Here is a 24,309-nt window from a genome sequence, read left to right on the forward strand (position 1 = left end):
GCGTCTCACCCGGGCGCAGCGGCTTGTCTATGCAACCAGTTGCATAGAAGGATCGCGGTATGGCGCTCGAACACGCGATCCTCGTCTCGCTGCTGGAGAAGCCGGGCTCAGGCTATGAGCTCGCCCGGCGGTTCGACCGGTCCATCGGCTACTTCTGGACCGCCACCCACCAGCAGATCTACCGCGTGCTCGCGCGCATGGAGAGCGCCGGGCTGCTCGCCGTCCGCGTGGTCGCCCAGCAGGGCCGGCCGGACAAGAAGGAATACTCCGTCGCCGCCCCCGGCCGCGCCGCCCTCTCCCAGTGGCTGCACGAGCCGATCGAGCCCGAGAGCCTGCGGCACGACCTCGCCGTGAAGATCCGCGGCGCGGCCTTCGACGACCCGGCCGCGCTGGTCCGCGAGGTCGAACGGCACCGCCGGGTCCACGGCGACCGGCTCGCGCACTACCTCGCCGGCGAACTGCGCGACTTCACCGGGCCCGAGGCCCCCGCGCCCCCCGACGCCGGCCAGGAACTCCAGCACGTCGTCCTGCGCGGGGGCATCGCCTACGAGCGCATGACGATCGCCTGGCTCGACGACGTGCTCGCCACCGTCCGCCGGCTCGGCGCGCCCCGCCCGCCCGCCTGAGCCGCCCCGCCCCCCCACGTCTTCGTCCACCCTTCACCCCGCAACCCCCGGAAGGCGAACCTCCATGGCCGACTCCCTGCTGTTCAACCCGCGCACCTACGACCCGCAGCACTTCGACCCCGAGACCCGCAGGCTGCTGCGCGCCACCGTCGACTGGTTCGAGGAGCGCGGCAAGCGGAAGCTGATCGAGGACTACCGCACCCGCGCCTGGCTCGGGGACTTCATCGCCTTCTCGGCCAAGGAAGGCCTGTTCGCCACCTTCCTCACCCCCGCCTCCGCCGCAGACGGCCGGCCGGAGCGGCGCTGGGACACCGCCCGGATCGCCGCCCTCAACGAGATCTTCGGGTTCTACGGCCTCGACTACTGGTACGCCTGGCAGGTGACCATCCTCGGCCTCGGCCCCGTCTGGCAGAGCGACAACGCCGCCGCCCGCGCCCGCGCCGCCGAACTCCTCTCCCAGGGCGAGGTGTTCGCCTTCGGCCTGTCCGAGAAGACCCACGGCGCCGACATCTACTCCACCGACATGCTGCTGGAGCCGGCTGCCGACGGTGCCGGCGGATTCCGCGCCACCGGCTCCAAGTACTACATCGGCAACGGCAACGCCGCCGGTCTCGTCTCCGTCTTCGGCCGCCGCACCGACATCGAGGGCCCGGACGGGTACGTCTTCTTCGCCGCCGACAGCCGCCACCCGGCGTACCGCCTGGTGAAGAACGTCGTCGACTCCTCCAAGTACGTCAGCGAGTTCCGCCTGGAGGACTACCCGGTCTCCGCGGACGACGTCCTGCACACCGGCCGCGCCGCCTTCGACGCCGCCCTCAACACCGTCAACGTCGGCAAGTTCAACCTCTGCACCGCCTCCATCGGCATCTGCGAGCACGCGATGTACGAGGCCGTCACCCACGCGCAGAACCGCGTCCTGTACGGCCGTCCCGTCACCGCCTTCCCGCACGTGCGCCGCGAGCTGGCCGACGCGTACGTCCGCCTCGTCGGGATGAAGCTCTTCAGCGACCGCGCCGTCGACTACTTCCGCACCGCCGGCCCCGACGACCGCCGGTACCTGCTCTTCAACCCGATGACGAAGATGAAGGTGACCACGGAGGGCGAGAAGGTCATCGACCTGCTGTGGGACGTCATCGCCGCCAAGGGCTTCGAGAAGGACACGTACTTCGCCCAGGCGGCCGTCGAGATCCGTGGCCTGCCCAAGCTGGAGGGCACGGTCCACGTCAACCTCGCGCTGATCCTCAAGTTCATGCGCAACCACCTGCTGGACCCCGCCGAGTACGCGCCCGTCCCGACCCGCCTGGATGCGGCCGACGACGCGTTCCTCTTCCGGCAGGGCCCGGCCCGGGGCCTGGGCTCCGTACGCTTCCACGACTGGCGCCCCGCCTTCGACGCGTACGCCGCCGTGCCGAACGTCGCCCGCTTCCGCGAGCAGGCCGACGCCCTGTGCGAGTTCGTCACCACCGCCGCCCCCGACGAGCGGCAGAGCCGCGACCTCGACCTCCTCCTCGCCGTCGGCCAGCTCTTCGCGCTGGTGGTCCACGGCCAGCTGATCCTGGAGCAGGCCCGCCTGACCGGCCTCGACGAGGACGTGCTGGACGAGCTGTTCTCCGTCCTCGTGCGCGACTTCTCGGCGCACGCCGTCGAGCTGCACGGCAAGGACTCCGCGACCGAGCCGCAGCAGACCTGGGCCCTCGGCGCGGTCCGCCGCCCGGTCGTCGACGAGGCCCGCGCGGCCCGCGTCTGGGCCCGCGTCGAGGCCCTGTCCGGCTCCTACGAGATGGCCCCGTAACCCACGCGGGGATGCCGGCCGGTCCCGGGCACCCGCCCCGGGCCGGCCCGCTCGCCCACCTGCGGCCCCCGCGCTCCGTCCACGGGTTCCGGTGGACGGAGCCGGGGTGTCGGCGGGTGCGGCTAGGCTTCGAGGATGGCCCTTCCGGACGCTTCCCCCGAGACCTCCGACGCTCTGCAGGTACTGCACCGAGTCTTCGGTTACAGCTCCTTCCGCGGCGAGCAGCAGGAGGTCATCGAGCAGCTCGTCGGCGGCGGTGACGCCCTCGTGCTGATGCCGACCGGCGGCGGCAAATCGCTCTGCTACCAGATCCCGGCCCTGGTCAGAGAGGGCACGGGCATCGTGATCTCCCCCCTCATCGCGCTGATGCAGGACCAGGTGAACGCGCTCACCGCCCTCGGTGTCCGGGCCGGCTTCCTGAACTCGACGCAGCTGTCCCACGAGCGGCAGGCCGTCGAGCGGGCCTTCCTCGCCGACGAGCTGGACCTGCTCTACCTGGCTCCCGAGCGACTGCGCTCCGAGAGCACCCAGCGGCTGCTCGACCAGGGCAAGGTCTCGCTGTTCGCGATCGACGAGGCGCACTGCGTCGCCCAGTGGGGCCACGACTTCCGGCCGGACTACCTCGCGCTGTCCATGCTGCACGAGCGCTGGCCCAAGGTGCCGCGCATCGCGCTGACCGCGACGGCCACCGAGGCCACCCACGCCGAGATCGTGGCGCGGCTCGGCCTGGAGGACGCCCGGCACTTCGTCGCCAGCTTCGACCGGCCGAACATCCAGTACCGCATCGCGGGGAAGAACAACCCGCTCAAGCAGCTCCTGGAACTGATCCGGACCGAGCACGACGGGGACGCCGGCGTCGTCTACTGCCTCTCGCGGTCCTCGGTGGAGAAGACCGCGGCCTTCCTGGCCGAGCAGGGCATCGACGCCGTGGCCTATCACGCCGGCATGGACGCCCGTACGCGCGCGGCGAACCAGGCGCGCTTCCTGCGGGACGAGGGGGTCGTGGTGGTGGCCACGATCGCCTTCGGCATGGGCATCGACAAGCCGGACGTCCGCTTCGTGGCGCACCTCGACCTCCCGAAGTCCGTCGAGGGCTACTACCAGGAGACCGGCCGCGCCGGCCGCGACGGCGAGCCGGCCACGGCATGGCTGGCGTACGGCCTCCAGGACGTGGTCCAGCAGCGCAAGCTCATCGAGGGCTCCGAGGGCGACGAGGCGCACCGCCGGTCCCTGGGCATGCACCTGGACGCCATGCTCGCCCTGTGCGAGACGGTCGACTGCCGCCGCGTCCGGCTGCTGGAGTACTTCGGGCAGTCGGGGGAGCCCTGCGGCAACTGCGACACCTGCCTGACGCCGGCCGAGTCCTGGGACGGGACGGTCGCGGCGCAGAAACTGCTGTCCACGGTCTGGAGGCTGGCCAAGGAACGCCGCCAGAAGTTCGGCGCCGGCCAGATCATCGACATCCTCCAGGGCAAGAAGACGGCGAAGGTCATCCAGTTCGACCACGACGGGCTCTCGGTGTTCGGCATCGGGTCGGACCTGAGCACCGCGGAGTGGCGCGGGGTCGTCCGCCAGCTGCTGGCGCTGCGGCTGCTGGCGGTGGAGGGCGACTACGGGACGCTCGTCCTGACGGACGCCAGCGGCGAGGTGCTGGGAGGCCGCCGGACCGTCCAGATGCGGAAGGAGAAGGCGGTCGCCGCTTCGCCCCGCAAGGAATCCGGGTCGCGCTCCGGGAAGGGCGCCCGGGTGCCGGTGGACCTGCCGGCCGCGGCCGAACCGGTCTTCCTGGCCCTGCGCGCCTGGCGGGCCGCGACGGCGCGGGAGCAGGGCGTACCGGCGTACGTCGTCTTCCACGACGCGACGCTGCGGGAGATCGCGACGCGGCTCCCCGCCACCGCGGAGGAACTGGGCACGATCGGCGGTGTCGGCGAGGCCAAGCTCACCAAGTACGCCGAGGGCGTCCTCGACACCCTGGCGCAGTGCGACTCCGGCGCGTCCGGGTCCGCCCCGCCCGCGTCCGCCCCGCCCGCAGCCGCGGCCCCCGCGGTCCGGGCGGCCGCTGCCCCGGTGGCACGTCACGCGGAGCCGGAGCCGGAAGAGCCGCCCTTCGACCTGGACGAGGAGAACCCGCCGCCCTGGGAGGAGGACTGGCAGTAGCCAGTCCCCTGATCGCGCCCCGGGATTCCGCCCCCGGGGCGTAGCCGGATCCGGCGGCCGGATCCGGCGGCGATGACCACCCTCACTCTGTGTGACGGCCTGTGACAGCCGTATGTTCCGTGTATTTCCGCAGTGGCCTCGGCCGAGCGGTATGTCCGTGTTTCAGCCCTCTTCGTACGTGAAGCAGAACACTCTCCGCGAACCATTGCGCATGGATCTCGGAAGTCGGGGCACATGGCCGGACCGTGTCGGTGCAAACCGACAGGGGGACGCACGGAACGAAAGGCCATACGCAACGTGACGGCAGCACAACAGAGCATCCATGTGGGCGGAGAGTGGCGCGCAGCCCTGTCCGGAGCCACGCGCGAGATCATCGACCCCGTCGACGCGACCGCCTTCGCGGTCGTGGCCGAAGGCGGCGTCCAGGACACCGACGACGCCGTGGCCGTGGCACGCGCCGCGTTCGACGACGGCGCCTGGCCGCGCACACCGGTCGCCGAGCGGGCTGCCCTGCTGCGGCGGGTCGCCGCCCTCCTGGAGCGCGACCGCGAGCGGATCGGCGCCCTGGAGAGCCAGGACGCGGGCAAGACGCTGGAAGAGGGCCGCGTCGACGTCGACTGCGTCCGCGACGCCTTCCTCTACTTCGCCGACCTCGTCGCGAACGAGGACGGCGGCCGCGTCGTCGACGCCGGTTCGGACGAGATCCGCAGTGTCGTCGTGCACGAGCCGGTCGGCGTCTGCGCCCTGATCACCCCGTGGAACTACCCGCTGCTCCAGGCCAGCTGGAAGATCGCCCCCGCGCTCGCCGCCGGCAACACGTTCGTGATCAAGCCCAGCGAGATCACCCCGCTGACCACCGTCGTGCTGATCGAACTGCTCCTGGAGGCCGGACTCCCGCTCGGCGCCGCCAATATCGTCACCGGTCCCGGTGACACGGTCGGCGCCCGGCTCGCCGAGCACCCCGACGTCGACCTCGTCTCGTTCACGGGCGGTCTCGTCAGCGGCACGAAAGTCGCCCGGGCGGCCGTCGACAGCGTGAAGAAGGTCGCCCTCGAACTGGGCGGCAAGAACCCCAACGTGGTCTTCGCCGACTCCTGCTCGACGGCCGAGGGGTTCGACACCGCCGTCGACCAGGCGCTCAACGCCGCCTTCATCCACAGCGGCCAGGTCTGCTCCGCCGGCTCCCGCCTCATCATCGAGGAGTCGCTGCGCGACCGGTTCGTCGCCGAACTCGCCCGCCGGGCCGAACTGATCCGGCTCGGACGCGGCACCGACGAGGGCGTCGAGTGCGGTCCGCTGGTCTCCGCGGCCCAGCTGGCGAGGACCGAGTCGTACGTGGCCTCCGCCCTCGCCGAGGGCGCGGTCCTGCGCGCGGGCGGCGAGAAGCCGGCCGGCCCCGGCTACTTCTTCCGGCCCACGGTCCTCGACCGGTGCCACCGCGGCATGCGCGTCATCCGTGAAGAGGTCTTCGGCCCCGTCCTCACCGTGGAGACCTTCCGCACCGAGGAAGAGGCCGTCGCCCTCGCCAACGACACCGAGTACGGCCTCGCCGGAGCGGTCTGGACCTCCAACGCGGACCGCGCCCGGCGCGTCGCCGGCCTGCTGCGCCACGGCACCGTCTGGATCAACGACTTCCACCCCTACCTGCCGCAGGCGGAGTGGGGCGGCTTCGGAAAGTCCGGCATCGGCCGCGAACTGGGCCCTGGTGGCCTCGGCGAATACCGCGAGGCCAAGCACATCTACCAGAACCTCGCCCCGCGCCCCGTGCGCTGGTTCGCGGGCACGACGGCGAAGGACCAGGCATGAGCGACCAGCACGTGTACGACTACGTCGTCGTCGGCGGCGGCACCGCGGGTTCCGTGATCGCCTCCCGGCTGACCGAGGACCCCGACGTCAGCGTCGCCGTCATCGAGGGCGGCCCCAGTGACGTCGGCCGTGACGACGTCCTGACCCTGCGCCGCTGGATGGGCCTGCTCGGCGGGGAGCTGGACTACGACTACCCCACCACCGAGCAGCCCCGCGGCAACTCGCACATCCGTCACAGCCGCGCGCGGGTGCTGGGCGGCTGTTCCTCGCACAACACCCTCATCGCGTTCAAGCCGCTCCCCTCCGACTGGGACGAGTGGGCCGAGGCCGGCGCCGACGGGTGGGACGCGGCGGCCATGGACCCCTACTTCGCCCGGCTGCGCAACAACATCGTCCCCGTCGACGAGGCCGACCGGAACGCGATCGCCCGGGACTTCGTCGACGCCGCGCAGAGCGCGCTCGGCGTGCCGCGCGTCGAGGGCTTCAACCGGGGCCCCTTCGACGAGGGCGTCGGCTTCTTCGACCTCGCCTACCACCCCGAGAACAACAAGCGGTCGTCCGCCTCCGTCGCGTACCTGCACCCGTTCCTGGACCGCCCGAACCTGCACATCGCCCTGGAGACCTGGGCGTACCGGCTGGAACTGGAGGGCACCCGCGCCACCGGCGTGCACATCCGTACCAAGGAGGGCGCGGAGCACGTCGTACGCGCCCGGCGCGAGGTCCTGGTGTGCGCGGGAGCCGTGGACACCCCGCGCCTGCTGCTGCACTCCGGGATCGGGCCGCGCGCCGACCTGGAGAAGCTCGGCATCCCCGTCGCGCTCGACCTGCCGGGCGTCGGGGAGAACCTGCTCGACCACCCCGAGTCGGTCATCGTGTGGGAGACGCACGGCCCGATCCCGGAGAACTCCGCGATGGACTCCGACGCCGGACTGTTCGTCCGCCGGGACCCCGAGGCCGAGGGCCCGGACCTGATGTTCCACTTCTACCAGATCCCCTTCACCGACAACCCGGAGCGCCTGGGCTACGAACGGCCCGCGCACGGCGTGTCGCTGACCCCGAACATCCCCAAGCCGCGCAGCCGCGGCCGGCTCTACCTGACGAGCGCCGACCCCGAGGTCAAGCCCGCCCTCGACTTCCGGTACTTCACCGACGAGGACGACTACGACGGCCGGACCCTCGTCGACGGGATCCGCATCGCCCGGCAGATCGCGGCGAGCGAACCGCTGGCCGGCTGGCTCAAGCGCGAGGTGTGCCCGGGGCCCGAGGTGACCTCCGACGAGGAACTCAGCGCGTACGCGCGCCAGGTCGCCCACACCGTCTACCACCCCGCCGGCACCTGCCGGATGGGGGCCGCCGACGACGAACTCGCCGTCGTCGCACCAGATTTGAGGATCCGGGGCCTCGACGGCATCCGGATCGCCGACGCGTCCGTCTTTCCCACCATGACCGCCGTCAATCCGATGATCGGCGTCCTCATGGTCGGCGAGAAATGTGCCGACCTGCTGGGAGGAACCACTCGATGAACACTCCGCCGCACACCGCGACCGCGCCGCCGACCCCCGCGGAATCCGTCTTCTCCGTACGCGACCTGTGGAAGGTCTTCGGTCCGAAGGCCGACCGGGTGCCCGCCGACCGGGAGCTCCGTGAGCTCGACCCCGCCGAACTGCGCGAGCGCACCGGCTGCACCGCCGCCGTCCGCGACGTCTCCTTCGACGTCCGCAAGGGCGAGGTCTTCGTCGTCATGGGCCTCTCGGGCTCGGGCAAGTCGACGCTCGTACGCTGCCTGACCCGGCTCATCGAGCCGACCTCGGGCACCGTCTCCATCGACGGCGAGGACGTGCTGTCCATGGACACCGGCCGGCTCCGCGAGCTGCGCCGGCACCGGGCCGCCATGGTCTTCCAGCACTTCGGGCTGCTGCCGCACCGGACGGTGCTCGACAACGTCGCCTACGGACTGGAGATCCAGGGCGTGGGACGCGGCGAACGGCGCGAGCGTGCGGCGGAGTTCGTCACCAAGGTCGGCCTCGACGGCATGGAAGACCGCCGGCCGAGCCAGCTGTCCGGCGGCCAGCAGCAGCGCGTCGGCCTGGCCCGCGCGCTCGCCGTGGACCCCGAAGTCCTGCTGTTCGACGAGCCGTTCAGCGCGCTGGACCCGCTGATCCGCCGGGACATGCAGGAGGAGGTCGTACGCCTGCACCAGGACGAGGGGCGCACGATGGTCTTCATCACGCACGACCTGAGCGAGGCGCTGAAGCTCGGCGACCGCATCGCGCTGATGCGCGACGGCCGGATCGTCCAGCTCGGCACCCCGGAGGAGATCGTGGGCGCCCCCGCCGACGACTACGTCAGGGACTTCGTCCGGGACGTCCCGCGCGAGCAGGTGCTGACCGTCCGCTCGGCGATGCGCCCCGCCCTCGGCGACGAGCGCGAGTCCGGCCCCGCGCTCGCCCCCAGCGCCACCGTCCACGAGGCCATCGAGGCCGTCGCCCGTACCGGCGAGAACGCCCGCGTCGTCGAAGGCGGCAGGTGCCTCGGCGTGGTCGACCACGCGGGACTCCTCGGTGTCGTCGCCGGGGTACCGGCAGCGTCGGACAAGGCGGTGGCCTGATGTACTCCCATACGACCTGGCCGCCGCCGTGCGGCACGACCGGCGCCGACGCCCTGACGGGCGCCACCGGGCGGTGGGGCCGATGACCGCCACCGTCACCCCCGCCACCACGGGCTCCGCGGCCGCCACGGACACCGGGTCCGGCGTGCTGCGCGCGCTCACGCGCCACCGGGGCCGGCTCATCGTCGCCGGCGCGGCCGTGGCGCTCGTCCTCGGCGCCGTGTTCCTGGGCGCCGGGAACTGGCCGGCGTCGCTCTCCGTCGACCTGTCCGGACCGCTGAAGAGCACCAGCGACTGGATCATCGACAACCGCGACGGCCATCCGCTGTTCCTCTACTTCCTCGGACACGTCAGCAACGCCGTGGTCGTCTCCGTCCGCGCCGTGTACCTGGTGCTGCTCGCCCTCGGCTGGGCCGGCGTCACCGCCGCCGCCGCACTGGTGGCCTGGCGCGTCGCCGGGGTCCGGCTCGCGCTGACCTCCCTCGCCGCCTTCGCCGTCTGCGGAGTGCTCGGCATGTGGGTCCCCACCATGCAGACGCTCGCCCTGATGGTCGTCGCCGTCGCCGCCTCCGTGCTGCTCGGCGGCCTCCTCGGGCTGGCCGCCGGCCTGTCGGACCGCATGCACCGCGTCCTGCGGCCCGTACTGGACACCATGCAGGTGCTGCCGGCCTTCGCGTACCTGCTGCCCGTCGTCCTCGTCTTCGGCATCGGCGTGCCCGCGGCCGTCCTCGCCACCGTCATCTACGCCGCCCCGCCCATGGCCCGCCTCACCGCGCTCGGGCTGCGCGACGCCGACGCCGGCGTCGTGGAGGCCGCCACCTCCCTCGGCGCCACCGGCAGGCAGCGGCTGCTGACGGCCAGGCTGCCGCTGGCCCGCAAGGAACTGCTGCTCGGCGTCAACCAGTCGATCATGATGGCGCTGGGCATGGCCGTGATCGCGTCCGTCATCGGCGCGGGCGGCCTCGGCGACCGCGTCTACCAGGCGCTGGCCTCCGTCGACGTCGGAGCGGCCCTCGCCGCCGGCGTGCCGATCGTGCTGCTCGCCATCGTCCTGGACCGGGTCACCGCCGCGGCCGGAGAGCGGATCGGCGCGGCCCCGGCCCACCGGTCCCGGCTCGGCTGGGCCATCGCCGCCGCGGCCACCGCCGCCGTCGCCCTCGGGACCCGGCTGGCCGACGCTCTCACCTGGCCCGACGGGTGGACGCTGGACATCGCCGAGCCCGTCAACCGGGCGGTCGACTGGATGACCGCCCACCTCTACTCCGGCGTGCCCGTCGTCGGAGGCACCGCCGACTGGGCGGGGCACTTCACCACGTGGGCCCTCAACCCCCTGCGCGCCGGCCTGCAGTGGCTGCCCTGGTGGGCGGTCCTGCTGACCATCGGCGTACTCGCCCTGCTCATCGGCACCTGGCGCACCGCCGTGACCGCCGTCCTGGCGATGGCCGCGATCGGTGTCCTCGGAGTCTGGGACCCGGCGCTCGACACGCTCTCCCAGGTGCTGGCCGCCGTCGCCGTGACGCTGCTGCTCGGCGTCGCCCTCGGCGTCGCCTCGGCGCGCAGCAACCGCCTGGGACGCGCGCTGCGCCCGGTCCTCGACGTCTTCCAGACCATGCCGCAGTTCGTGTACCTGATCCCCGTCGTCGCCCTGTTCGGTGTCGGCCGCGCCCCGGCGGTCGCGGCCGCCGTGGTCTACGCGCTGCCCGCAGTGGTGCGGATCACGGCCCAGGGCGTCCGCGCGGTGAACCCGGCCGCTCTGGAGTCCTCGCGCTCGCTGGGCGCGACCGGGCGCCAGCAACTGCTCCAAGTGCAGCTGCCGCTGGCCCGGCCCGCGCTGCTGCTGGCCGTCAACCAGGGCGTCGTCCTGGTCCTCGCCGTGGTCGTCATCGGCGGCCTGGTGGGCGGCGGAGCGCTCGGCTACGACGCGGTCTTCGGCCTCGCCCAGGGCGACCTGGCGACCGGTCTGGTCGCCGGCGCGGCGATCGTCTGCCTCGGCCTGATGCTCGACCGCGTCACCCAGCCGACACAGCGCCGCGACCTCGCCGGAAAGGGGGCCTGACATGGCTCGCACACGCATCGCCGCCCTCGCGGCCGCGGCCGCCGTCACCGTGACGGCCCTCACCGGCTGCGGCGCCGCCGACATGACCCGCCAGTCCTCCCCGTACGCCGACGCCAAGGGCTCCCGCACGGTGACGCTGTCCGTGCAGTCGTGGGTGGGCGCCCAGGCCAACGTGGCCGTCGCCCAGTACCTGCTGGAGCACGAGCTCGGCTACCGGGTGGACACCGTCCAGATCGACGAGGTGCCCGCCTGGGACGCCCTCAGCCAGGGCCGGGTGGACGCCATCCTGGAGGACTGGGGCCACCCGGAGCAGGAGAAGCGGTACATCGACGACAAGGGAACCATCGCCCGGGGCGGCGAACTCGGGGTGACCGGCCACATCGGCTGGTTCGTGCCGACGTACTTCGCCGAGGAACACCCGGACGTCACGGACTGGAAGAACCTGAACAAGTACGCCGACCAGTTCCGCACCGCGGAGAGCGGCGGCAAGGGCCAGTTGCTGGACGGCTCCCCGTCCTACGTGACGAACGACAAGGCGCTCGTGAACAACCTGGACCTCGACTACCAGGTCGTGTTCGCGGGCTCCGAGGCGGCCCAGATCACCCAGATCAGGCAGTTCGCCAAGGAGAAGAAGCCGTTCCTGAGCTACTGGTACAAGCCCCAGTGGCTGTTCGAGAAGGTTCCGATGACGGAGGTGAAGCTGCCCGCGTACAAGGAGGGCTGTGACGCCGACGCCGAGAAGGTCGCCTGCGCGTACCCGCACACGCCGCTGCAGAAGTTCCTCAACTCCCGCTTCGCGGACGGCGGGGGCGACGCCGCCGCCTTCCTGAAGAAGTTCCGGTGGACGACCGACATGCAGAACGACGTCTCCCTGATGATCGCGGACCAGAAACTGTCGCCCCAGGAAGCGGCGGCCCGCTGGGTGAAGCAGAACGAGTCCACCTGGCGCACCTGGCTCCCGTCCTGACCCCCACGGGAAACGGTGTCCGGGGAACGGCGAAGAGCACGCCCCCGGTGTACGGCGTGGACCCTCCGGGTCCTCGACCGTCTGGGGGCCCCGCCCGAAGAGCAGGTCGCGTACATCAGACGAGTCGACGTCGGCACGGACGAACTCCTCCTGGAGTTCGATGACGTGGTCTTCGGGGCGAAGGCGGGTCGGCACTGCGCAGCGTGGCCGGCACCGTGAAGTCGGAGCTGGCAGAGGCGTGGGAGCTCTGGGAGTACCTGGAGTAGCGGAGAGCGCGGGGAAGGCGCCTGCCCCGGTTCACAACCGGGGGCAGGCGCCTTCGTCGTGCGCGGCCACCCGTTTCTGAGTCGCCTGCGCGTCGCGACCGGTGACCTACCGGGCGAACGCACCCCTCCCGGTACCGCTTACATCGGCTCCGGGAAGATGTCGCTGATGCTCCAGGCGACGCTGAAGCAGGGGAAATAGGCCTCCGGCTCGGTGTCCAGTGCCTGGAGCGCGAGGATCTGGCTCATGGCTGCCCTCCACTTTCTTCTCGGGGTTGTGTCGGTCGGTCACTGCATACCTCGGCACGGAGCTGTTCGCCGCCGTGCCCAGGGGTTCATGGGACGCCCGCCCGGTGTCGTCAGGCGGTTGCCGGGATCCGGGGACGCGCGTGGTGGGGCTCCGTCAGGAGCGGGCCGGCCAGCAGGCGGTGCAGGGCCAGCAGGACACCGGCCCCGCCACTGGACAGGTCGGCGGTGAAGCGCTGCGAACCCGCTCCGAGGAAGCGGACGCCGCGCCGGTACGGGACGGCGTACTTCAGCAGGCCGGTCGCGGCGCGCACGGCGTCCCCGCGCGCGGCGTCCGTGCCGGTGAGCTCGGCGTGCTCGGTCAGGAACCAGCTCAGTCCGGCCAGCCCCCGGTACAGGCCCGCCTCCTTCGTGGCGCAGGAGACCCGGATGCCGGCGACCAGCCTCGGCAGCGCCGCGGCGCAGCGCTCGTCCGGCGCGGTGGCCACGTAGCGGGTGAGCACCGCCGCGACCCCGGCCGCGCCCGTGGCGAGGTACGGCATGGCGCGGGTGAACCGCGCGTCGTCGGAGATGGACAGGGCGCCGTCGTCCAGCGGGAAGGTCCGGTCCAGCTCCTGGTGGAGCAGCAGCCGGCCCCCCTCCAGGCAGCGGACCTCGCCGGTCTCGCGGGCCAGGCGGTGGAGGAAGAGGGCGACCCCCGAGCGGCCGTGCAGCAGGCCGCGGGCGTCGTGCTCGCCGAGGGCGGCCGGCAGGTCGGGGGCGTGCAGCAGGCTCTCCCCGGCCGCGGCGGCCCGCTCCAGGTGGCCGCTCTCCCCGGTCAGCCGGTGCAGGGCCAGCCAGGCCAGGCCGACCCCGGCCCGGCCGCCGGCCAGCGTGCCGCAGGAGGCGGTGAGCGGGTGGTCGTCGGCGTCCCGGAGCAGGTCGACGGCCTCGTCCAGCCGGCCGAGGCCGGCCAGCACCCGGGCGATGCCGGCCGAGCCGACGAGCAGTCCGGGGGGCAGCGCCTCGCGCAGCGCCAGCGTGTCGCGGCGCAGCCGTTCGAGGATCTCCTCCGGTACCTGGGCCCCGGCGCGGTGCAGGGCGTGCACCACCCCGGCCGTGCCGTAGGCCAGGCACACGTTGTTGGTCCGGAACGCCTCGGGCGACGGCGGGAAGGCCCATTCCGGCCGGTCGGCGTCAGCCGTCTCCAGCAGCCCCCCGGCCACCTCCTCGGCCAGCCGGGTGAGGCAGCCGCGCGGATCGGCGTCCAGCTCGGCGGGGGAGGGCAGCCGGCCGGGACCGTCCTGGTCCCCCGCCTGGTCCTCCGTCAGGTGGAAGGCGGTCGCCCGCTGCCACAGGTCCTGCGGCGGAGCCACGTCCGCCAGGTCGCGGCGCAGCAGTACGAGGTTGGCGGGCGCGTGTTCGGCGATCTCGTTGAACGGCGCCAGGAAGGCGAGCGCGACCGCCGACATGCCGTACCGGTCCCGCAGCAGCGGATCGGTGTCGGTCCGGAGCAGGCCGGGCGGCGGCGTGAACCCCGGGGTGCCCATCCCGGAGGGGGCCGCAGACAGCGCCGAGGCCGCCTCGAAGTCCACCAGCCGGACCCCGCCCGACGGCGTGACCACGACATTGCCCAGGCTGAGGTCACCGAACCGGTAACCGGCGGCGTGCAGCCGCTCGAGCGAGGCGTCCAGCGCGGCCAGCAGGCGCCGGCACGCCTCGTAGTACGCGTCGACGGACTCGGCCGTGCGGTCGGCGCGGGCCAGCGGGGAGGACCGGCTCAGCCAGCCCACCAAAGGCTGCCCCGCGACGTATTCGGTGACGAGGAAGTCGTGCTCCCACTCCGTGAAGTGGTCCAGCGGCTCCGGGCCGACCCCGGGGGCGGCCGCGTGCAGTTCGCGCAGCACGCGGTGCTCGTGCCGCAGCCGCTGCTGCGCGTCGGTCCCGTCGAAGACCAGGCCGTTGTGGGCGCGGGCCTCCTTGATGAAGACGGGGCGGCCGGTCCGCCGGTCCCGGGCCTGGTAGGCGCCGCCGGCGTTGCTCAGGCGCACCGCGCGGGTCACCTCGTAGTCGCGGATCAGGATCGGGCCCGCGTGCGGCCCCTCCTCCTGCTCGACGAAGGGGTCCGCGATCCCCGCGGGCAGGTGGAAGGCGGGCAGCCGCAGGTCCACGACCTCGTGGCCGGAGCCGTCGCGGACCAGCCCCTCCCGGGTGCCGTCGGCCCGCAGCCGGCCGCGGGCACCGAAGGAGCCGTAGCGGTAGTGGACCGTCCGCGAGTCGCGAAAGCGCCGGTCGGAGAGGACGTACGGCCCCTCCTCCCCGTCGAGCGCGTCGCGCAGGCGTTCCAGCAGCCGGCGGGCGGTCTCCGCGTCCGGCGGGTAGACGGCGCAGAACTTGCCCGCCTGGGCCCGCCCGGCGTGCTTGTGATGGAGGAACAGGAAGAAGAGCCGGGCGCTCAGGTGCTTGAACGGCACGCCCTCGGAGAAGCAGATCCCGGCGACCGTGTCGAGCACGTGCTGCGCGCGGTCCAGCCGCGCCGACACGTGGATCTTCCAGCCCTGCTCGGCGAACCCGGTCCGAGGAGCGCCCCACAGCGTCCAGATGCCCTGGGCGGCGCCGCGCAGGCCCGGCGGCACCTCGCCGGGAGCGAAGCGCGGCCCGGGGTCGGCCACGCCGGGCAGCGGCAGGTAGTACTCCCGGTCCGCGAGCGCTTCGCCGAAGCCTTCGAGCACGGGATCTCCTCGCGGGGTGGTGGTGGGCGGCCACAACGGTCGTGCCAGACGCTAGGAGCGGCAGGTATGGAAACGGTTCGGCGGCGGCATGCGACCGGTATCAGGCGGGATCGCCCTCCGCTGGGGCACCCGCGGTGCCCTCGTGGGCCGTCGCGCTCGCCTGCCCGCCATGGGGGCGGCGGCCCTGTCCGCCGGTGACGGCCCGGTCGGGCGTCCTGGCGGGGTGGAAAACATGGGGGACTCTTCCCCATGCGGGGGAGGCACCTCCCGTACCAGGATCGGGCGTGGCGCGGAGCGGTGGGCCGGGGGCGAGGAGCGGTGATGGTGGCTGGGCAAGGGCGGGCCGGGGGTTCGCTGTCGGCGGTCGAGCGGTGGTGGGCGGCCGGGCTCGTCGGTGGCGATGGGGGTGAAGGGCGGCCGGACTGGGCCGCGTTCGCCGAAGAGGCGTCGGCCGCCGCGCCCGAGGAGGCCGTGGCGCCCGAGGGGGACCATCCGGGGCTGAGCGGTTTCGAGTGGGTGCTGCGGCCGTTCACCGCCTGCGCGGGGGAGCGGCTGGAGCGGGGCCTGTCGGAGCGGGCGCGCGAGCTCGTGGACATGACCGCAGTGCGGGACGACCTGGAGAGGTACCTCGGCGGCAGGCTGGCGCGGACAGCGGCGCGGACGCTGGTGCTGGAGCTGTACGAGGCGCGGAGCGCCGGGCGGCTCGACGGGGACGACACGCGGGCCCGGTTCCGGGACTTCCTGGGACGCATCGCGTCCCGGCCCGGCCTGACGGCCCTGCTGGCCGGCCGGCCGGTGCTGGCGCGGATCCTGGGGCGGGCGGCGCTCGACGCGGCGGACGCCGTCGCGCAGGCACTGGAGCGGCTGGCGGACGACCACGCCCGTTTGACCGCCGGTCTCCTCGCGGAGTCCGGCGGGGACCCGGGGCTGCTCGTGGCCGTCGAGCCGGGAGCCGGCGACGGGCACCGGGGCGGACGGAGCGTGATGCTGCTGCGCTTCGCCGACGGCACCCGGCTGGTGTACAAGCCGCGGCCCCTCGCCGTGCACCGTCACTTCAACGACCTCGTCGCCTGGTTCAACGAGCTGCCCGACTCCGTGGACCTCCGTACGCTGCGGCTGCTCGACCGGGGCGACTACGGGTGGGTGGAGTTCGTCGGCGCGGGCCCCTGCGCCAGCGCCGCGGAGGTCGAGACGTTCTACCGCCGCCAGGGCGCGCTGCTGGCGCTGCTGCACCTCATCGACGGGACCGACCTGCACCACGAGAACCTGATCGCCGTCGGCGCCGACCCGGTGCTGGTCGACGTGGAGACCCTGTTCCACCCGCCGCTGGCGGGCACGGCAGCGGAGGACCCCGCCGCCGGGGCACTCCACGACTCGGTGTATCGCGTCGGGTTGCTGCCCCAACTGCTGGTGGGCGACCACAGTGCCCTGGACGTGTCCGCGGTCGGCGGCGGCCGCGAAGCGGTGTCGCCCGTCGTCCGGGCGGACTGGGCCGACGCCGGCACCGACCGGATGCGCCTGGTGCGCAGGGCCGGGAGGTTCGGCGAGTCCGCCAACCGGCCACGTCTCGCGGATGGCGGGCCCATCGAGCCGGCGGCCCACATCGAGGCGCTCTGCGCCGGATTCCGCGCCGGGTACAAGGCGATCGGTGCGGCCAGAGAGGAACTGTTGCACGAGACGGCCCTGTTGAAGGAGTTCGCCGAGGACGAGGTGCGGGTACTGGTACGTCCCACCTGGGTGTACAGCACGCTGCTCGACGAGTCGACGCACCCCGATCTGCTGAAGGACGCGGGTGAGCGGCAGCGGGTCCTGGAGACCCTGCGGACCGACGTGCTCGGGACGGTCCTCGCGCCCGACCTGGTGGACGAGGAGATCGCCCAGCTCTGGGCGGGGGACGTACCGCTGTTCACCGCCCGCCCGGGCCGGGACCGCCTGTGGGGCGCGGCGGAGCGGCCATTGGCCGGCCGCACGGACCTGTCCGGGATCGCCCGGGTCGCCGCGAGGCTCGCCGCCCTGGACGCGGTCGACCGCCAGGACCAGGAGTGGATCGTGCGGGCCGCGATGGCGACGGCCTCCCGCGCGCCCGCGCACCGGCCCGTCGGGGACCGGCGCACCCGTACGGCGGAGCGCGCCCCGGAGCCGGAACGGCTGCTGTCGGCGGCCCGGTCGGTCGGGGACCGGCTGGTCTCCCTCGCGTACCGCGAAGGACCGCGCAGCAACTGGATCGGCCTGGAGCTCCTGGACGACCGCTACTGGCGGATCGGCCCGATGCCGGCCGACCTGGCCGGCGGGTACACCGGGCCGGCCCTGTTCCTGGCCCAATTGGCGGCGCTCACCGGGGCCGGACACTACGCGGAGGTGGCCCGTACGGCCCTGGCGCCGGTGCCCGGGCTGCTCGACGCGCTGCGCGCCCGGCCCGCGGACCTCGGTGCGGTGGGCTCGGGGGCCTTCTCCGGCCTCGGTGGCATCGCGTACGCGCTGGCCGAGACGGCACGGCTGCTGGACGATCCGGAGGTCGGCTCCTGGGCCACCGCCGTGCAGCGGCTGGCGGCCGCGGCGGCCCTGTCCGAGGGGGAGTACGGGGTGGGCGCGGGCGTCGCGGGCGGGCTCGTCGCACTGCTGGCCGCCCACCGGGCCGGCGGCGGGGGCGAGGGTCAGGAGACCTGGCGGGACGCGCGGGCCTGCGCGGACCGGTTGACCGCGGTGGATCCCACGGCCGGCGGCCGGGGCTTCACGACGGGGGCCGCCGGGCTCGGATGGGCCCTGCTGCGGTTCGCCGAGGCCGAGGCCACCGCGGGGCCCTGGGGCGGGGCGGCCGAGGGCGGTGAGCGGTATCGGCTCGCGGGCCTGTCCGCGCTGCGGGCGGCCGTGGGCGGTGAGCCGGACGGCGGCCGGAGTCCGGGGGGCCACGGGGGAGCTCCATCGGACGACGGGCCCGCTTGCGAGGCCAGGGCCTCGGCCTGGTGCCGGGGGCGCGCCGGCATCGCGCTCGCGGTGCTGGACGCGCCGGGCGCCCTGGAGGACCCGCACCTCGCGGCGTGGTCCCGCAGGACCGTCGAAGCGCTGGGCCGGGACAGGCCCGCCGCCGACGACAGCCTCTGCCACGGCGAGGCCGGACTGTGCGAACTCCTGGGCCACACCGCGGTCCCGGAGGCACGCCCGCACTGGATCCGCCGGGCCGGAGCACTCCTCGCGTCCGTCGAGGAGACCGGTGCCCGGAGCGGCGCTCCGGACGGGGTCCCGCATCCCGGCCTGCTGACCGGGCTCGCGGGGATCGGGCACGGACTCCTCCGGGCGGGGTTCCCGGAGCGCGTGCCGTCCCTGCTCCTCTTGCAGACGCCCTAGGGGCCGGTCCGGCATCACGTACGGCCGCCGTCCGAGGCGCTCCCCCACGGAGCCCCCGACCGCACGACCGCACGACCGCACGACCCGGCACACCGACACACCGAACCACCGAACCACCGGCACCACCGCACAGCTCAGCACGACCTCCACTCCTGCCCATACGAAGGACGGACCATGACCACGCAGATCAACGACTCGGTGAGATACGTCGACAGCAGCGCCGGCGCGGAGACCGCGGCCCACGACCACCCGGTGGGCGAGGTGACGTTCGGTGCGAGCGGAATGCTGGGACTGCGCAGCCGACTGCTCCGGACGGCTGACTCCGACGCCGCCGCCACCGTGGACATGCCGTGGACCACCGGATCCCTCACGCTGTTCTGAGGGGGAGGACGGGCACGTCGCCCCGCGACGTGGCAGGGACGCGCCCCGGACGGATCGAGCGGAGGCCGGGGGGTTCCCCGGCCCTCTGCCGCGCGCGAAAAAGATCAAGTAATCTGCGCGCATGCGAGCGACGTCGTCGGTCATCGTGGGGCGGGACGCCGAGATCCGGCTGCTGGATGAGGCACTGGAGAGCGTCACGAGGGGTGCGGGACGGGCGGTGTTCCTCGTCGGCGAGGCGGGGATCGGCAAGTCCCGGCTGGCCGGCGAGTCCACCCTGCGCGCGTACGACCGGGACATGCCGGTGCTGCGCGGCCGAGCCACGTCCACCGGACTCGTCGTGCCCTTCCGGCCACTGGTCGAGGCGCTGTCCTCGCGGTTCCGGGCGGCGGGTGCTCCGGACGACCCGGAACTCCAGCCCTACCGGCCCGCGTTGGCCGGCCTCGTGCCGGAATGGCGGGCCGGGGCGGTGGCGCCCGGATACGCGATCTCGCTGGTCGAACTGGCCGAGGCGCTCCTGCGGCTGCTGGCGGTGCTCGGCCGCGAGCGGGGCTGCGTGATCCTGCTGGAGGACCTGCACGACTCCGACACCGAGACGATCGCGGTCGTCGAGTACGTCGTCGACAACGTGGCGGAGCTGCCGGTCCTCCTGGTCGGTACGCTCCGGCCCGACCCCGGCCCGGCGCTGGACCTCGCGCTCGCCGCCGAGCTGCGCAACACCGCCTCGTTGCGGGAGTTGGGGCCGCTGGACGAGGCCGCCGTACGGGACATGGCGGCCGCCTGTCTGGACGTCGGACCGGGTGAGGTGCCGCCGGACGCGCAACGGCACCTCTCGCAGTGGGCGGGCGGGAACCCGTACCTGGTGGAGGTGCTCCTGGCCGACCTGCTGGACACGGGACGGCTGAGCCGGGCCGAGGGCGGGTGGCAGCTCGCGGAGCACGACGAGGCGACGGTACCGACGGGCGCGGTCCGCAGCTGGGCGCGCCGGCTGGCCCGGCTTGACGAACCGGTGCGGGAATTGCTGCTCGTCGCGGCGACGCTCGGCGGCCGGTTCTCCGTCGGGGCCCTCAGGGCGGTGACCGGACTCGACGACCGGGCGCTGTTCGCCCATCTCCGGTCGGCCTCCGAGGTGGGGATCATCGCCCCGGACGGGGCCGCCCATGACCACTACACCTTCCGTCACGTCCTGACGGCGGACGCGCTCAGGGCCTCGCTGCCGCCCGCCGAGCAGGCCGCGCTGGCCCGGCGCGCGGCCTCGGCCATCGAGGATTCCGCCGTCGAACTCTGCGGTGACCAGAAGCAGTTGGTGGCCGCCCTGCGACTGGCGGCGGGCGACAAGGTGGCGGCGTCGCGACAGTTCGCCGAAGTCGGCCGGCAGATGCTGGACGCCGGTGCGTCGGGCTCGGCCGCCATGCTGCTGGAGCGCGCCCGGGGGCTCGCGGCCGACGAGGAGCGGGACGAGGTCACGGTGCAGCTGGCGATCGCCCAGGCCGAGTCCGGGCGGCTGGACGAGGCGGCGGCGCTGCTCGACGACCTTCCGCCGGCGCCCGCCGGGTCGCGTGCCGCCGAGGAACGGGCCCAGGCGCACACGCAGGTCGCGTGGGTCGCGACCATGGCGGAGCAGCCGGCGCAGGCGCGCCGCCGGATCCGGGCGGCCCGCGCCCTGCTCGGGGCCGACCCGCGCCCGGAACAGGAGGCGGCGCTCGCGGTGGTCGAGGGCCATCTCGCGCTGCTGCCGGAGCAGGACGGCCGGGGCGAGGGGCGCGGCCCGGTGGGCTGGGGCGGCGAGGACGGCCGCGAGCGACTGGAAGAGGCGGAACGTTCCGCCCGGCGCGCCGCGCTCACCGCGGAGCAACGCGGCCGGCCCGTGGTGGCCTGCCAGGCGTGGCAGCTGCTGGCCATACTGTCCCGGGAGCGCGGGTTCGACGAGGCCGACGCCTGCCTGGAACGGATGCTGGCGGTCGCCGAGGAGCACCGGCTCGCGGTGTACCGGGCCGAGGCACTGGTGCGGCTCGGCACCAACGCGTTCATGCGGACCGGTGAGGCGACCCGACTGGAGACCGCCCGTACGGCGGCTCACGAACTCGGTTCGCTGGCCCTGCTCCAGTCCGTCGACGGGTTGCTCGCCATGCAGAGCGTGCTGGGCGGGCGATGGGAGCGGGCCCGGGGGATCGTCGAGCGGTTGGTGGAGGCCAGCGCCCGCCTCCAGAACCTGTCGACGCACCGCTATCTGCTCCTCGTCGACGCCACGCTCGCCGCCCACCAGGGGCGGCCCCGCGAGCAGGAACGCGCCCTGCTCCGGTTCCGCCGGGCGGGCGGCCAGGAGTCCATGCTCGTGCCCCTGCAGCGCGGACTGTGCCAGGCCGTGGGCGCGCTGATGGGAGAGGACCGGGTACGGGCGAAGGCCGAGCTCGACGCGGCGCTGGCGTGGGAGCGGGAGCACCCGAGCTTCTTCTACCTCAGCGGCCGCTACGGGCTCGGCCCCCTGTTGCGGATCCTCGACGGCGAGGACGGCGGCCGGGAGGCGCATCGGGAGGCGCTGGCCTCGCCGGGCGGGCAACTGGCCTGGAACCGGATGTTCCTCGGCATGGCGGACGCGGTGCTGCGCGGCCGGGACGGCGACCCGGATGGCGCGCGGCGCGCCGTGGAGCGGGCCGGCCGTGCGGCGGCGGTGTTCCCGCAGGCGTGGCACCTCGCCCTGCGGCTGACCGCCGAAGCGGCGCTCGCCGACTCCTGGGGCGAGCCGGTCGCCTGGCTGCGTACCGCCGAGGAGTACTTCCACGAGGCGGGCGTATCGCCGGTGGCCGGGGCCTGCCGGGCCGTCCTGCGGCAGGCGGGGGTCAGTGTCCCGCAGCGCCGGGGCGGCCGGGAGCGGATCCCCGCGGGCCTGCGGACAGCGGGCGTCACGCCGCGAGAGTACGAGGTGTTCGTGCTGCTCGCGGAGCGGCCCGGCAACCAGCAGATCGCCCAGAGCCTGTGCATCTCGCCCCGAACGGTGGAGAAGCACATGGCGAGTCTGATGATCAAGACCGGCGCCGCGGACCGCTCGGCACTGTGCGCCCTGTCCGCGGAGTGCGCGGACTCCTAGGCCCTGTCGTCAAAGTGGCGCCGGCCAGGCCCGCGGCGTCCGGCGCCGTGCATCGCAAGGCGGAGGGACGCCCGTGTACTGGACGTACTCGGGCGCCTGGACAACGCGGCGAGGCGCGGCGCCGGGCGTCGCGGGCCAGGCGCCACTTTGACGACAGGGCCTAGCGCGGTGACCGGCGGGCCTCCGCTCGCCGGGCCGGCGGGAGCCGGGATGGGGGACGCTCCCGTCTTTATGGGGGTGCGGTCCCCCATGACACCGTCACGGACGGCGCGACTCTGCGGGCCCGGCACCGATGTGTGACGGGTACGGGCCGGCGGACCATCGGGGGGAACGACCAACTCCCGTCACCCTACGGAGGTTCGCTCGATGCCGCGTCCGTTCGCGAAGCCCGCAGCGTCACCCAGCCCGCTCAGGTACCGCGTCCTCGGCCCGCTCGCGGTCCACCGGGACGACCGGGCCCTGCCCCTCGGCCCGTTGAAGCAGCGGGTCGTGCTGGCAACACTGCTCGGCTCCGCCAACAGCCCGGTCTCCGTCGACGCGTTGACCGACGCGCTCTGGCAGGAGGAGCCCCCGCGCACCGCCCGCAAGAACCTCCAGGTGTACGTGAGTGCCCTGCGCGCGCTCCTCGCGGATGACGAGCTGGACCGGCCGCGGCTCATCCACACGGGTGGCGGATACGTGCTGCGCGTGGCGGAGGACGAGCTCGACCTCCTGAGGTTCCGCTCACTGGTGCGGGCCGCCGAGGGGCAGGGGCCCCGCCCGGCCGCCCGACTGCTGCGTCAGGCCCTCGACTTGTGGCAGGGGCCGCCGCTGGGCGACGACCTTCGGCTGTCGCCCCGGCTGGCCGAGGAGGCCGAGCGGCTGGAGCTGCGCCATCTCACGGCCTACGAGGGCTGGGCGGAGGCGGAGCTGGAGCTGGGCGGCGCGCCGGCCGTGGTCGAGGGGCTGCGGGACCTGGTGGAGCGGCACCCGCTCCGGGAGCGGCTCCGGTCCGCCTGGATGCGCGCGCTGAGCGGTTCCGGCCGACAGGCCGAGGCGCTCGCGGCGTACGACGACTACCGGCAGCTCCTCGCCCGGGAACTGGGCCTGGAGCCCGGTGGCGCCATGGCGGCCCGCTACCGGATGATCCTCGCGGGTGACGACCGGGCCGGGGCGGGCGCCGCCGCCCGGCCGCCGGCCGCTCCGCCGCCCGACCTCGTCGACTTCACCGGGCACGGCGAGGAACTGCGGTACCTCACGGACCGCCTGGAGGACGAGAGCGCCGGCCGCATCGTGCTGCTGTCGGGCCCCGCCGGGGCCGGGAAGACCACGCTGGCGGTGCGGGCCGCCCACCTGCTCGGGGACCGGTTCGCCGACGGACGGCTCTGCGTCTGCCTGCGGGACGCGGACGGCCGTACCCGCTCGCTGTCGGCGGTGCTCGCGGAGCTCGGTGAACGGACCGGCCAGGTCGGGCTGTCCGGGCCCGAGGCGTGGCGGGAGTGGCTGGCGGAGCACCGCGTACTGGTGATCCTGGACGACGTGCCCGACGAACGCGCCGTACGACCGCTGCTCCCGTGCGGCGGGCGGGGCAGGGTGCTGCTCACCGCCCGCGGCCAGCTGGGCGGTCTGGCGCCCGTGGACCGGGTCTGCGTCCCGCCGCTCGGCACCGCCGAGTCGGTGCAACTGCTCGCGGGGCTCGTCGGCGAGGGACGGGTGCGGGCCGATCGGGAGGCCGCACTGCGCATCGTGCGCGCCTGCGGCGGGTCGCCGCTGGCGGTCCGGGTGAGCGGGATGCGGCTCGCGGTGCTCCGCCACGTCCCGCTGCGGGAGTTCGCGGACCGGCTCACCGACCCCGCGGGGGCGCTGGACGAACTGACCTCCGGGGACGTGTCCGTCCGGCGGTGGCTGGCCCACGGCTGGGAGGCGCTGCCCGAGGAGTGGGGCCGGGACGCGGGACGGCTGGCCGCGGGCACCGGGGAGGGTCCCTTCGGCCTGACCGAGGCGGCCGAGGCCCTCGGCTGCGACGAGCGGCACGCCGTGAGGGTGGTGGAGGCGCTCATCGACGCCGGAATGGTGACTTCGCCCTGCGGCGAGGTCACCGCGCACGCGGCGCAGTACGAACTGCCGCACCTGATACGGATGTACGCGCGCGGCTCGGGGCTCGGTACCCCCGTGCTGACCTCGGGCTGACCTCGGGCTGAGCGCTGCCCCGGGCCGATCGGCCGCCGCCGTCTCGCACCGTACGGCCGGGGACCGCTGTTCCGGCGCCGGTTCCGGCCGCCCCCCA

13 protein-coding genes are annotated in these 24,309 nt (G+C 73.9%); 12 read left to right on the top strand and 1 reads right to left on the bottom strand.

Annotated elements, in window-relative coordinates; genetic code table 11:
- Positions 1 to 59 precede the first annotated feature (59 nt).
- The 8 genes from EES41_RS30075 (at position 60) to EES41_RS30110 (ending at position 12,012) form a co-directional block, all read left to right on the top strand.
- Positions 60 to 626: a PadR family transcriptional regulator gene (locus tag EES41_RS30075; protein ID WP_008741204.1), complete on the top strand. Its 567-nt coding sequence runs from the start codon at positions 60 to 62 to the stop codon at positions 624 to 626.
- Between the two features lie 64 nt (positions 627 to 690).
- Positions 691 to 2,418: an acyl-CoA dehydrogenase family protein gene (locus EES41_RS30080; protein WP_123081129.1), complete on the top strand. Its 1,728-nt coding sequence runs from the start codon at positions 691 to 693 to the stop codon at positions 2,416 to 2,418.
- Between the two features lie 135 nt (positions 2,419 to 2,553).
- Entirely contained in the window at positions 2,554 to 4,575 is a 2,022-nt protein-coding gene (gene recQ, locus EES41_RS30085) for a DNA helicase RecQ (RefSeq protein WP_123081130.1), read from the top strand.
- 297 nt (positions 4,576 to 4,872) lie between these two features.
- Positions 4,873 to 6,381 carry an aldehyde dehydrogenase family protein gene (locus tag EES41_RS30090; RefSeq protein WP_008741207.1) on the top strand — a complete coding sequence of 503 codons (1,509 nt, stop codon included), beginning with the start codon at positions 4,873 to 4,875 and terminating at the stop codon, positions 6,379 to 6,381.
- Entirely contained in the window at positions 6,378 to 7,904 is a 1,527-nt protein-coding gene (locus EES41_RS30095; protein WP_123081131.1) for a GMC family oxidoreductase, read from the top strand. Before EES41_RS30090 ends, EES41_RS30095 begins: the two co-directional genes overlap by 4 nt.
- Positions 7,901 to 8,989, top strand: a complete 1,089-nt coding sequence (locus tag EES41_RS30100) for a glycine betaine/L-proline ABC transporter ATP-binding protein (protein ID WP_123081132.1) — start codon at positions 7,901 to 7,903, stop codon at positions 8,987 to 8,989. Before EES41_RS30095 ends, EES41_RS30100 begins: the two co-directional genes overlap by 4 nt.
- 82 nt (positions 8,990 to 9,071) lie before the next feature.
- Entirely contained in the window at positions 9,072 to 11,045 is a 1,974-nt protein-coding gene (locus EES41_RS30105) for an ABC transporter permease subunit (RefSeq protein WP_123081133.1), read from the top strand.
- Between the two features lies 1 nt (position 11,046).
- Entirely contained in the window at positions 11,047 to 12,012 is a 966-nt protein-coding gene (locus EES41_RS30110; RefSeq protein WP_123081134.1) for an ABC transporter substrate-binding protein, read from the top strand.
- Between the two features lie 622 nt (positions 12,013 to 12,634).
- Here the strand turns inward: EES41_RS30110 and lanKC are convergent.
- The gene (gene lanKC / locus EES41_RS30115) at positions 12,635 to 15,232 is read right to left on the bottom strand and encodes a class III lanthionine synthetase LanKC (RefSeq protein ID WP_164495971.1); all 2,598 of its coding nucleotides are present in this window, start codon (positions 15,230 to 15,232) and stop codon (positions 12,635 to 12,637) included.
- Between the two features lie 321 nt (positions 15,233 to 15,553).
- Here lanKC and EES41_RS30120 point away from each other — a divergent pair, with 321 nt between their 5' ends.
- From EES41_RS30120 to EES41_RS30135, 4 genes are all read left to right on the top strand, one after another.
- Positions 15,554 to 18,577 (top strand): type 2 lanthipeptide synthetase LanM family protein, encoded by a 3,024-nt coding sequence (locus tag EES41_RS30120; RefSeq protein ID WP_254211609.1) that lies wholly within the window; start codon positions 15,554 to 15,556, stop codon positions 18,575 to 18,577.
- A gap of 174 nt (positions 18,578 to 18,751) precedes the next feature.
- A complete protein-coding gene (locus EES41_RS30125) occupies positions 18,752 to 18,958 on the top strand; it encodes a hypothetical protein (RefSeq protein WP_123081136.1) in 207 nt (68 codons plus the stop codon).
- Positions 18,959 to 19,079: 121 nt separating this feature from the next.
- A complete protein-coding gene (locus tag EES41_RS30130) occupies positions 19,080 to 22,043 on the top strand; it encodes a helix-turn-helix transcriptional regulator (protein WP_123081137.1) in 2,964 nt (987 codons plus the stop codon).
- Between the two features lie 366 nt (positions 22,044 to 22,409).
- Positions 22,410 to 24,212 carry a BTAD domain-containing putative transcriptional regulator gene (locus EES41_RS30135; protein ID WP_123081138.1) on the top strand — a complete coding sequence of 601 codons (1,803 nt, stop codon included), beginning with the start codon at positions 22,410 to 22,412 and terminating at the stop codon, positions 24,210 to 24,212.
- Positions 24,213 to 24,309: the final 97 nt, after the last annotated feature.

Origin of the sequence: Streptomyces sp. ADI95-16 (genome assembly GCF_003721495.1) — a bacterium.
In the GTDB taxonomy this organism is placed as follows: domain Bacteria; phylum Actinomycetota; class Actinomycetes; order Streptomycetales; family Streptomycetaceae; genus Streptomyces; species Streptomyces goshikiensis.